Source organism: Mycobacterium barrassiae (assembly GCF_025822765.1).
Lineage (GTDB): Bacteria > Actinomycetota > Actinomycetes > Mycobacteriales > Mycobacteriaceae > Mycobacterium > Mycobacterium barrassiae.
Genome location: NZ_JACKUK010000016.1, coordinates 657,017 through 668,819 on the forward strand (window position 1 = coordinate 657,017; position 11,803 = coordinate 668,819).

Annotated in this window: 11 protein-coding genes; 8 read left to right on the forward strand and 3 right to left on the reverse strand. The window is 61.1% G+C overall.

Annotated elements, in window-relative coordinates; genetic code table 11:
• Positions 1-121: 121 nt before the first annotated feature.
• Positions 122-796 (forward strand): DUF305 domain-containing protein, encoded by a 675-nt coding sequence (locus H7J93_RS09060; protein WP_372507829.1) that lies wholly within the window; start codon positions 122-124, stop codon positions 794-796.
• A gap of 29 nt (positions 797-825) precedes the next feature.
• Here the strand turns inward: H7J93_RS09060 and H7J93_RS09065 are convergent, their stop codons facing one another.
• Together H7J93_RS09065 and H7J93_RS09070 are read right to left on the reverse strand one after the other, a co-directional pair.
• A complete protein-coding gene (locus H7J93_RS09065; RefSeq protein WP_267305923.1) occupies positions 826-2,004 on the reverse strand; it encodes a sensor histidine kinase in 1,179 nt (392 codons plus the stop codon).
• Entirely contained in the window at positions 2,001-2,741 is a 741-nt protein-coding gene (locus tag H7J93_RS09070) for a response regulator (RefSeq protein ID WP_267305924.1), read from the reverse strand. Before H7J93_RS09070 ends, H7J93_RS09065 begins: the two co-directional genes overlap by 4 nt.
• 199 nt (positions 2,742-2,940) lie before the next feature.
• On the opposite strand from H7J93_RS09070, the gene H7J93_RS09075 reads away from it, so the two are divergent.
• The 6 genes from H7J93_RS09075 to H7J93_RS09100 all read left to right on the forward strand — a co-directional run bounded on the left by H7J93_RS09075 (position 2,941) and on the right by H7J93_RS09100 (position 8,166).
• Entirely contained in the window at positions 2,941-3,312 is a 372-nt protein-coding gene (locus H7J93_RS09075) for a BlaI/MecI/CopY family transcriptional regulator (protein ID WP_068147241.1), read from the forward strand.
• Positions 3,309-4,232 (forward strand): M56 family metallopeptidase, encoded by a 924-nt coding sequence (locus H7J93_RS09080; RefSeq protein ID WP_267305925.1) that lies wholly within the window; start codon positions 3,309-3,311, stop codon positions 4,230-4,232. The genes H7J93_RS09075 and H7J93_RS09080 overlap by 4 nt, the downstream gene beginning before the upstream one ends.
• A gap of 457 nt (positions 4,233-4,689) precedes the next feature.
• Positions 4,690-5,100, forward strand: a complete 411-nt coding sequence (gene lpqS, locus H7J93_RS09085; protein WP_267305926.1) for a putative copper homeostasis (lipo)protein LpqS — start codon at positions 4,690-4,692, stop codon at positions 5,098-5,100.
• A 106-nt stretch (positions 5,101-5,206) separates the two neighbouring features.
• Complete coding sequence (locus H7J93_RS09090; RefSeq protein ID WP_267305927.1) at positions 5,207-6,316, forward strand: PLP-dependent cysteine synthase family protein; 1,110 nt, start codon at positions 5,207-5,209, stop codon at positions 6,314-6,316.
• The gene (locus tag H7J93_RS09095; RefSeq protein ID WP_267305928.1) at positions 6,313-7,569 is read left to right on the forward strand and encodes an MFS transporter; all 1,257 of its coding nucleotides are present in this window, start codon (positions 6,313-6,315) and stop codon (positions 7,567-7,569) included. The genes H7J93_RS09090 and H7J93_RS09095 overlap by 4 nt, the downstream gene beginning before the upstream one ends.
• A 303-nt stretch (positions 7,570-7,872) precedes the next feature.
• Entirely contained in the window at positions 7,873-8,166 is a 294-nt protein-coding gene (locus tag H7J93_RS09100) for a hypothetical protein (RefSeq protein WP_267305929.1), read from the forward strand.
• Between the two features lie 212 nt (positions 8,167-8,378).
• Here H7J93_RS09100 and H7J93_RS09105 read toward each other — a convergent pair whose 3' ends face one another.
• The gene (locus H7J93_RS09105) at positions 8,379-9,596 is read right to left on the reverse strand and encodes a L,D-transpeptidase (RefSeq protein ID WP_276021471.1); all 1,218 of its coding nucleotides are present in this window, start codon (positions 9,594-9,596) and stop codon (positions 8,379-8,381) included.
• Between the two features lie 956 nt (positions 9,597-10,552).
• On the opposite strand from H7J93_RS09105, the gene H7J93_RS09110 reads away from it, so the two are divergent.
• Positions 10,553-11,776, forward strand: a complete 1,224-nt coding sequence (locus tag H7J93_RS09110; RefSeq protein WP_267305930.1) for an IS110 family RNA-guided transposase — start codon at positions 10,553-10,555, stop codon at positions 11,774-11,776.
• Positions 11,777-11,803 lie beyond the last annotated feature (27 nt).

Here is an 11,803-nt window from a genome sequence, read left to right on the forward strand (position 1 = left end):
CAGACGCACCTTTACAAAGTCTTGATCAAACATCGAGACAACGAATACGCCGACGGCGGACCGTAGACATCACGGACTGTCATGCGCTGACGCGCGAGTGGACAAATGAAAGAGGTCGATGGTGCAAACCAAGCAAATTGCCGTTGCGATCGTCGCAGCTGCAGCAATTACCACCGTTGGTGCGTGCAGCAATTCAGACTCGAATACACAGTCATCGTCCAGCCCAGCCATAACGTCAGCTCCGTCGTCGACGAATGTGGCCCCAGCAGATGCTCAGGGGCACAACGACACTGATGTGATGTTCGCCCAGGGCATGATTCCCCATCACCAACAGGCGGTGGAGATGAGTGACATGCTGCTGGCCAAGGGGGGCATAAATCCTCAGGTCGTTTCATTGGCCGAGAAGATCAAGGCGGCCCAGGCGCCCGAGATCGAGACGATGAGAGGTTGGCTGAGCGACTGGGGTGTTGCACCGATGCCACCGATGAGCAGCGAGATGGACCATGGGGGCATGCCCGGTATGAGCGGTATGCCAGATCACGGCAATATGCCGGGGATGAGCGGTCAGGGGATGATGTCACCCGCCGATATGACGGCGCTTCAGAACGCACAAGGTACCGAGGCCAGCCGACTCTTCCTTACCCAGATGATTAAGCATCATGAGGGTGCTATCTCGATGTCACAGAACGAGATTGACAACGGCGAGAATGCCGCTGCTATCGAGATGGCACGCAACATCGCCTCTTCGCAGCAGGAGGAGATTGCTTCGATGCAGCAGTTGTTGCAGTCTCTTTAAGTCCGCTGCTGGGCGGAATAGGTTGAACCTCAGATGCTTGCGGTGGTCATTGCGGCCGCTGGATTCTTCCCTAGGGATGCCTTCGGCAGCCGCACAGCGAACGCGCATCCCTGGTCTGGGCCGTCGCTGCGGGCGCTGATGCTGCCGCCGTGGGCTTCTACCAACGCTTTCGCGATGGCCAATCCGATACCGGCACCGCCATGGTCGCGGTCACGTGCGGCGTCGGCTCGGTAGAAACGTTCGAAAACGTGGGGAATGTGTTCGGCGGTGATTCCCTCACCCGTATCAACGACTGACACTTCGACGGAGTCGGCGTCTACCGCGGTGGTCACATCGACGCTGCCGCCGGAGGGCGTGTGGCGCAACGCGTTATCCAGTAGGTTACCGATGACTTGTTCAAGGCGTTGCGAATCGCCCATGACCAAGGCCTGTCCTTCACTACCCATCTGCAAGCGAACATCCTTGGCGGCATAGCGTTCTGCGGATGCAGTCACCACCTTCTTGACCACGCCTTCGACATTCACCAGGGTTGGTTCCATCGAATGTGAGCTGTCCTCGGCCTGCGCCAGAGCTGCCAAGTCTGCGGAAAACCGTACAAGTCGGCGGGTCTGATCGCGCAACATCGCGGTGGTCGCTGGATCAAGAGTTCGAACACCGTCTTCGAGTGCTTCCATGTATGCCTCAAGAACAGATACCGGAGTGCGGATTTCATGTGCCAGATCGCTGAACAACCGGCGGCGAGTGGCGTCGACCGCTTGGAGTCGCGACGCCATCTGGTTGAAGGCACTGGCGAGCGCGTCGAAGTCGTCGCCCAATTCTGGGGGCGAGACCCGAATGTTGTAGCGCCCCTGTGCTATCGACGCTGCTGCAGAAGCGACTTCGTTAACGGAGTGTTGCAGCCGGCGACTGATATACCAACTGACAGCGAGAGCGGTTAGTGCCGACACCGCCAGAGCCCCACCGACCGATAAGACCGTGGCGTAGGTGTAAGCCTCTTCAGCGTGAATCTCTTCCATCGAGTTGGCGGGCACACCGGCGCGGTGAAGATGCTCGCGAAACAGCGGCGGACCGACGATCGCGGCGATCACCGCCGTTGTGAAAACCCCTGCAAACAAGACCATCGCTTGCGCTAAAAGGAGTCGGATGCCAAAGCCATGCCGACGCCGTAACGGCCGCAATGCGGCGTCTCCCGGGGCGCCAGGAGTCATTGTCCTGTCCCCATCCGATAACCGACGCCCCGAACCGTGACGATGTAGCGCGGTGCTGCCGCGTCATCGCCCAGCTTGCGGCGGAGATGACCAACATGCACATCGATCAGGTGGTCATTACCAACCCAGGCGTCGTCACGAATGGCTTCGAGAAGTTGGCGGCGGCTGAGCACGACGCCGGGCCTAGCAGACAACGCCTCGAGAAGGTCGAACTCCGTTCGGGTGAGAAGTATCGCGTCATCGTCGATCGTCACTTCACGGGCTGCCACGTTGATTGTGAGTGGACCGAAGTGTCGTGGCGGCGCGGCAGGAATCGGCGGCGCCGACGCATCCGCGACTGGCATCGTGCGTGGCCTTCTAAGCATGGCTCTGATTCGGGCGACCAATTCTCGCGGACTGAATGGCTTGGTGACGTAGTCGTCAGCGCCGACGGTGAGGCCGAGTACGGTATCCAACTCCGTATCGCGAGCGGTCAACATGACCACGTATGCATCGGAGAACGTTCGCAGTTGCCGGCATACTTCCAAGCCGTCGATGCCGGGAAGCCCAAGATCGAGGATGACGACATCTGGGTCGAGTTCGCGAGCAATGGTAATCGCGTCTGCACCGTTGCCTGCGACAATGGCTTCGAAATGCTCACGTTCCAGGTAGCTGGCGACCACCTCAGCTAGCGGCGCTTCATCGTCGACCACCAGGGCGCGGAACGAGGGTTGTCGAGACAATCGCGGGCCAACCATGACCCTATGTTGCCTGCTCATGTCATGAGTGGGGTGTCGTGAATCGATCTAGCTGACGTCTTGAGCAGATCTTCACACAATCAAAACTGTTTCGACGTACTTGCGCGTCACGAACGCCGCAGCGGATCGGCAGATACATTGTGTCGAAAGATCAATCGACTGACGCGGTGGATGCGACCGCGTCGATGCGGAGCGCGCCATGCAGCAGCGAGGTTTCGGTGACCTAGAAGCCGTCATCATGGACCTCATTTGGGACTACGAGGACCCCGTGACAGTGCGTCAGATTTTCGATGAACTCTCTGCGGACCGCCAGATCGCCTACACCACTGTGATGTCGACGATGGACAACCTGCATCGCAAGGAGTGGCTGAATCGTGAACGCAGCGGTAAGGCGTACTTGTACCGCGCTGTGATGAGCCGTGAAGAGCGGTCCGCGCGATTGATGCGGGCCGCGTTCGAGACCGGTGGTGACACGAACGCGGTGTTGGCCTTCTTCGTCGACCAGATGAGCGCTGAAGAATCAGCGCAGTTGCGCTCGGCCTTGCGTCGTAACGGTAACCGACGGCGATGACTACGGGCTTATGGCTCCTGGTGTACGGCGCCGCGCTGGCCTGGCTTTCGCCATCAATACTTGCACGGCTCACCAAGTCCGGTATTAGCCCTCAGATGGGTGTGGCGGCCTGGTTGACCGCGATCGCAATGACGGTCATTGCCTGGGTTACTGCCGTAGTGCTCATCGGTGTTGCCGCAATCGACGGTCTGAAGGGCACATCGGCGGTGACGCTGTGTCTGGAGCTGTTCGGTCTCTCCGAGCACGGCGGGCTCCTCGGCCTGAGTGGCTCAATCGCGTTGACGATCGCTGGCATCACCTTGTCGGTCCTTTTCTTTGTGAGAACCAGTCGGTCGGTCACGCGGCTGAGGTCGCGAAGCCGCGAGCACGCGAACGCAGTGCTGCTGGTAGGTCGGCGGACCACACGCCCCGGCGTTGTGGTTGTCGATGCCCAGAGGTCCGCGGCCTACTGCGTGTCCGGGCGCCCTCCTGCGATCGTGGTAACCAGCGCTGCGTGGTCGTCTTTGCCTCGGCCCGAGTTGGCGGCTGTGTTGGCCCATGAGCAGGCACATATCGCGGGTCGGCACCACCAGCTTCTTATGGTGCTGCGAGCAATGGCGGCGGCCCTTCCCCGACTGCCCTTGTCACAGCACAGTGTTTCCGCTGTTGCTGAACTACTGGAGATGTGTGCCGACGATGCCGCTGCTCGACGACACGGCGTCGACCCCATCCTGGGCGGCTTGCTTGCCATGGCTGTACCGCGCCACCCGCTCCCGGCCGACGGACTAGCGGCGGCGAGCACCGCTGTGGCAGCGCGGGCGATGCGGCTCGCTCAGCCTGCGCGCGAGCGTGCCAAGTGGGGCCAGAGACTGCTGCTCGCGCTCTCTATGACGACGATGCTCAGCGCGCCTGCCCTCATCGAGCTGCTGTGTCACCACTGAGTGGCCGCCTAGCGTTCGCCAGGCCAACTGCTGCGTTGCGCGCGTAGCGGCTTACGTCCGTTAGGCACACGGGCCGTTCGACGCGACCGCCCTCTTAACAGACGCCCGAGCTTCCGCTGTGATTCCCATCACACGTTTGGCTGTGGCGACGGATAGCACACTGTCGCACCGATACGACCAGAAGGCGGAGCCAGGAACACATTCAGTGAATGTCGAAAAAGGAAAGCGACCGTAAACCTACGTAGAAAAACCGTAGATAACCAGCATGGATACCACGCGCGAAAAATAAAGATTTCGTCAAAAGCGTTACTGGGCAATAACACTCGGCCGACTTATCGAGCTCGCCGTCAAGCGGGGCGAATCACCAACACACGCTCATTGCGGCGCGATCACGAGATGGCGTCGAATCGGCGGGTCCTCAATTCGGGCTCGATTCGCTGCTACAGTCGGCTACATTGTGAGGTACAACGACGCTCCCATCGATGCGCGACGGAACACCGTCGTCGCCGTCTTGGTCGCGTTCGTTGTACTGATCTCAGCCACCGGGTGGAAACTCGCCGAGCAAGAGCATCCCGCACATCATGGCCCCCATGCGCTGACATCCAGTATTTCTAGCGACTTTCCAGTCGTCGTGGAGCACCCACACGTGCAGGACGGATCCGTCACCGTCACACCTGACACGTTCGCCGAAGCGGCCTTGCCGCGCACGGTGACGCTGCTGGCCGCCATCGGCCTCGTCGCCGTTATAGGTGCCGCATTCTCATCGTGGGTGACAGGCTCGCATGCTGTCATCCGAGGTCCCCCAAGACGTGGTGGCTCTGTCGCCGGACAGCAACTGCTGCTCCGGCTCTGCATCGCGCGCCGCTGATTCGGTAGCGCCAGACTCACCGCCCTTCGGCGTGAGTCGGTGACCGCTACTCGTGTCAGCCGCCGCGGCAAGGAAGTCGTGGCCTCACCGAAAGTGACCCACGTACATGAGTCATGCTCTGTCCGTTCACTCACCCCACCACTACGCAATCCAACATCACCGCCTACGTCGCTTCGACCAGCCGGGCACGATGATCGGAAATACGCCAGTCCTGCGTATCTCAGCGCCGTTCACCGACGGCAGCCGCGGGTTCTGGGCCAAGCTCGAAGGATTCAACCCCGGCGGCATGAAAGACCGTCCCGCGATACACATGGTCGAAAGAGGCCGCGCCCGCGGTGACCTACGGCCCGGCAGCAGAATCGTCGAGTCGACAAGCGGCACGCTGGGACTGGGACTGGCCTTGGCCGGCACCGTGTACGGCCATCCGGTCACTCTCGTCACAGATCCCGGACTCGAACCGATCATCTCCCGGATGCTGACCGCCTACGGTGCTGATGTCGATGTCGTCACTGAACCGCACCCTGAAGGCGGATGGCAGCAGGCACGACGTGATCGAGTGATGGAAATCCTCGAATCCGAGCCCGAAGCTTGGTACCCAGATCAATACAACAATCCCGACAACGTCGATGCCTATCGGGGACTTGCAGAAGAGCTATCGGCGCAGCTGGGCGCGATCGACATACTCGTCTGCTCGGTAGGCACCGGCGGCCATTCGGCCGGGATTGCGCGCGTGCTCCGCGAAACCAACCCCGACCTGCAGCTCATCGGGGTCGATACCATCGGCTCAACCATCTTTGGCCAGCCCGCGCGACCGCGATTGATGCGAGGGCTGGGGTCGAGTATCTACCCTCGCAACGTGGACTACGCCGCCTTCAACGAAGTTCACTGGGTCGCTCCCAGAGAGGCTGTGTGGGCATGCCGCACGCTGGCGGCTACCCACTACGCCACAGGCGGCTGGAGTGTTGGCGCCGTTGCCCTGGTGGCCGGTTGGGCCGCGAGGACGAATCCATCGAACGCAACCATCGCGGCAGTCTTCCCAGATGGGCCGCAGCGCTATTTCGACACCGTCTTCAACGACGACTACTGCAACGTCAATGGACTGCTTCCGGGCAGTCCGCCGCGCAATCCAGAACTCATCACCGACCCACGCAATCATGTCGTCACCTCCTGGACACGGACGTCAGCGATAACAGATCCGACAGCGGTCTCACCATGAGCTTCACGGCGCAGTTTCGTAGCTTTGGCTGGCCCAGCCGGATGCTGATGATCAATCAGTTCGGCATCAATCTCGGTTTCTACATGCTCATGCCCTATCTCGCGGGATACCTCGCCGGCCCGCTCGGTCTTGCCGCATGGTCGGTCGGACTAGTACTCGGAGTGCGGAACTTCTCGCAGCAGGGCATGTTCATCGTTGGCGGCACGCTCGCGGACCGTCTCGGTTACAAGCCGTTGATCGTTGCCGGATGCATACTGCGTACCGGCGGGTTCGCATTGCTAATTGTTGCCGACTCGTTGCCCGCAGTGCTGATCGCCTCCGCAGCAACAGGGTTCGCGGGGGCTCTTTTCAATCCGGCGGTACGCGCCTATCTCGCTGCCGATTCAGGACAACGACGCGTCGAAGCATTCGCGACCTTCAACATCTTCTATCAAGCGGGGATACTGGCCGGGCCGCTGGTTGGGCTTGCACTATTGGCCCTCGACTTCCGCATCGTCGCGGCATCGGCGGCGGCCGTCTTCGCACTCCTTACCGTGGCCCAGCTTTTCGCCTTGCCGCAGCATCGGGGGAAACCCCCAACCGAAAAGACCACCGTTCTGCAGGATTGGCGGACCGTTCTCACAAACCGGTCCTTCCTCCTGTTCTCCATAGCGATGATCGGCTCCTACGTTCTCTCCTTCCAGGTCTACCTTGCCCTGCCCTTGCACGCGAAAACCCTCGTGCCGGCTCATGAATCACTTGTTGTTGCAATGGTCTTCGTGGTGTCAGGCCTTGTGGCCGTCGCGGGACAGCTACGTATCACCCGATGGTTCACCAGGCGCTGGGGATCGGGGCACTCGCTGGTTATCGGCATGCTCATACTGGCAGCCGCTTTCACGCCCATGATTGCGTTCCCCAGCGGAGCACGGTTCGGGGAGCTCGCCGCCATCCTCGCACTCGTCGTCGCAGCAGCAGTCCTTGCCGTCGGTTCAGCGGCAGTGTTTCCATTTGAGATGGACACCGTCGTCTCGCTGGCCGAAAACCGATTGGTCGGTACGCACTACGGCTTCTACAACACGATCGTCGGCATCGGCATTCTTGCGGGGAACCTAGCCACCGGTGGCCTGATGCAAGCGGCCCGCACTGCTGGCCTTGAAGAACTCGTCTGGATTGCGTTGACAGCGGTCGGGTTGCTGGCTGCCGCGGCGCTCTACCGGCTCGACCGCAGCGGACGTTTGGTCCCCGAGTTGCCAAGCGCAACGCACGCCGCTTGAGCACGAACAACTACGCCTCGCCACGTGACTGCAAAACGGCAGTAGCTGAACCAGCCGAGGACCGTCTAGAGGTGCGCCAGTTCGCCTTGCCGAACGTGCACCTGCACCGCACTTATCGAGACTTCAGAAAATTGCGTAAATGCCTGTGCGACAAGCGAATAGCGTTACCCACCCGACGCCTGAACGGGATGACAATGTACCCCCTTAAGGCAGCGACACGGACTAACATTGACTTATCTACTAAGTAACTACGTACGTAGCTGCAACGTAAATAGCTTCGGACGCTTACAGATCGGAGAACTGATGAAGACATTCCTCACAGCTGTTGCTGTCGCCTTGAGTGCAGCGAACATCGTGGGCACTGCAGCAGCCTCGGCTGCACCCAGCGGCCCGCGGTCGGCAGCGGACACGGTGGCCTCGCTCGAAGCACAAGGTTTCAAAGTGATCGTGAACAAGGTCGGCCACGCCCCGTTAGATCAATGCACCGTCAGAGGTGTTCGCCAGGGCCAGGACGTAACCGAACTCAAGCGCAACAGGCGGGACCAAACAGTCGAAAGAGTCAAGTACACGACCGTCTACGTCGACGCGACCTGCTGAGCCCGGCAGTTTAGTGCCCCAGGAGTTTCGGCTTCTGGGGCGCTGACGTTCCGGCTTGGGAGCGGTTTGATCGTCGGCGCAAGGAACACGGGGCATCGTGGATGGAAACGGTCGAGCGACGGCAACTGCGCCCACGTCATCACGCCCGCGCAGCGTTGGTCGCGCGCGATCGAGAATCCGACTCGCGAACTTAGGAACGGTACTGCGTGAAGTTATACGGCTGCGTTGCCAGCGCTCCATTGCTCCCAAGGGATGTTCCAGTCCCCCAGGCCGTCTATACCGGAAAGTGTTGAGCCCACCGTGTTGATTACTTCTACGATGTCTCCCCGCTTGGTGTTGTCGTAGAACCAGCGGGCATTGGCGGGATTGACGTTGAGGCATCCATGACTGACGTTCGAAACGCCTTGACTGCCCACGGACCACGGTGCTGAATGAACGTAGATCCCGCTATACGACATCTGGGTCGCCCATTCGACCTCCGTACGGTAGCCGTCGGGTGAGTTGACAGGAACACCGTATGTGGACGAGTCCATGACCAGGAACGAGTAGCGGTCGCCGATGATGTACTTTCCGTTATTAGTCGGGGTTCTGTCCTTGCCCATTGACATAGGCATAGTCTTCTCGATCTGCCCGTTGCGGCGAACCGTAAGAGTCTTAGTGGCGTCGTCTGCGACGGCGATAACCTCGTCACCGATCGTGAAACGCGTGGCGGCGTCGTCCTGCCCGAACAACCCGTTACCAAAGTTGACCCCGTAGGCGTTGACCCGCACCTCCACCGCCGTTCCGGGTTTCCAGTACTGCGCTGGACGCCAGCGGACCTCGCGATCGCTGAGCCAATAGAAGGCGCCCTCGACCGGAGGGGTGGCTGTTACTGAGATCGCTCGCTGAGCGGCGACTCGGTCGGGAATGGGCTCGTCGAATCTGATGACTACTGGTTGCCCTACTCCGACGACCTCGCCATCGTTTGGCAGCACATAGGGCATCGTCAGGTTTTCAGGCGAATGGGTTTCGAAGGTCATCGTGTTACGCACGATCCCGCCCAGTCCCAAAGCCTCGGCCTTAAGGGTGTACTGCTTGTTGTAGCCGAGCGGTTCAGCCGAAGACCATGTCGTCCCATCGGCTCCGACTTGACCGGCGACGGACAGCCCGGCTTCGTTAACAAGCCTTACCGTCCCAAGTACTCCATCGCCAGCACTGACTGTTACCGGTGTGTCGACCGAGACCCCGATCGCGCCGTCGGTTACCGAGGCTTGCAGTTCAGGCACGAGCAGATCACCGTAGGGAGTGCCCTTTTCGGCGATCACCTGTGGCGAGGGCGCCGAAGGCGCAGCGGTGCAAGCTACTAGCGCGAGCAATGTAAACACCACCAGCGTTGTGGTACAAAGCCAACGCGGCGACGGCCCGCGCACGACCCGGCGTATGTCCGGCATGTGTCTCCTCCATGTGCATAACGATTGCCGGGCTATGCAGGTTCTGCGCCCCCTCGCTAACAGTTAGTTCCAGTGTCACGGTCCTCGATGTGGCTTGCTTAGCCCTTTCATCAAGGTTCGGTAAAGCAACCCCCGAGGACTCATAGTCCGCATATGCCGCCGACTCCGACGTGAGCGCACCGCGATACACCAACCAGGCGTTCACCAAAGTCGGCACTTTGACCGCACTCGCAAGCGAACCCGTTCGCCCTTTCGATCAACGAGATCACCGCGACCGTGACCAACACTCTTGCGAGCGCCGGATCGCGAGAGTACCGTCTCGGCTATACCCCAGGGGGGTATATAGAAATTAGGGCCGTGTCTTTAGTGCGGGTCGTGCCATGTTTTGTCACATGCGCGCGAGCCGATACGGAAAGAGTGCGGTCAAACATCTGTATCGCGCACCCTGACCACGAAGGACCATCATGAATATGCCCTCGCCGAACGAGGCCGCGCACAGCCACCATGAATCACACCATGACATGGGAAGCGTCAACCGGATGGCCGTCAGCGCGACGTTGCACTGCCTAATGGGAGTCGATCAGCGTGTCCTTGACGGGGATCTTGGTTCTTCAGCGGGAGGCTGATCACCGGACCGCCGGCTGGTGAGCACTGTTACAGCCTGGAGTGCTGGTCGACTCCTACGGTTACCTAATGGGAGTCGATCAGCGTGTCCTTGACGGGGATCTTGGTTCTTCAGCGGGAGGCTGATCACCGGACCGCCGGCTGGTGAGCACTGTTACAGCCTGGAGTGCTGGTCGACTCCTACGGTTAGATCGTGCCCCGGCCGGTTGGTGAGGTCATCTGTAGCGCTCATGGGATGTCGTGCCGGTTCTGAGCACTGATCCATTAGGTCGCCGCCGGGTGCCTTCGGTTCGAACAGGTTCCACCCACGCTGGACCAAGGGAGGCCAATCGATGCTGTTAGTCGGAGACGACTGGGCAGAAGACCACCACGACGTGTATTTGATGAACGAGGCCGGTGAGCGGCTGGCCGCACGGCGACTACCCGAGGGCCTGACCGGGATCGGACGGTTGCACGAGCTGATCGCCGAGCATGCCGAAGACCCTGCCCAGGTCGTGATCGGCATCGAGACCGACCGGGGCCTGTGGGTCGATGCGTTGACTGCGGCCGGATATCAGGTGTTCGCGGTCAACCCGCTGGCCGTGGCCCGCTACCGCGACCGTCACCACGTCTCGGGAGCCAAGTCCGATGCCTCGGATGCCAAATTGTTGGCTGATCTGGTGCGCACCGACCGGCACAACCACCGCCCGGTCGCTGGCGACAGCTCAGATGCTGAGGCGATCAAGGTGCTGGCCCGGGCCCACCAGAATCTGATCTGGGCCCGCACCCGCCACACCAACGGTCTGCGCTCGGCACTGCGTGAGTACTACCCCGCCGCTGTAGAGGCCTTCGACGATCTGGCCGACCGCGACGCGCTGGCCGTCCTGGGCCGCGCCCCGACCCCCGCCGACGCGAAGCGTCTGAGCCTGTCGAAGATCCAGGCGGCGCTCAAAGCCGGTGGGCGCCAACGCAATCTGGATAGCCGGGCACTGCAGATCCAGGAACTGCTGCGCAGCGAGCAGCTCACCGCATCGGCCGCTGTCACGGCCGCCTTCGGAGCCAGCACCCGGGCCACGGTCGCCATCATCGTCGAACTCAACCACCAGATCGTCGATCTGGAAGCCGAACTGGCGACACATTTTGAGACACACCCGGACGCCGACATCTACCGCTCCCTGCCAGGACTTGGTGTCATCCTCGGCGCCCGGGTGCTCGGTGAGTTCGGGGACGACCCGAACCGATACACCAACGCCAAGTGTCGCAAAAACTACGCCGGAACCTCACCTTTGACGATCGCGTCGGGCCGCAAACGCGCCGTGCTGGCCCGCCACATCCGCAACCGACGCCTCTACGACGCTATCGACGCCTGGGCCTTCAGCGCCCTTACCCGCAGCCCCGGAGCACGCGCCTACTACGACCAGCGCCGCGCTGCCGGCGACCTTCACCACCAAGCCCTACGCGCGCTGGGAAACCGTCTCGTGGGCATCCTCCACGGCTGCCTGCGCCACCGCACCGCATACGACGAGCAGACAGCATGGTCGCACCGCCAAAACATCCCCACCGCAAAGGCCGCTTGACAACTTGCGCACTTGGGATGTCTAACC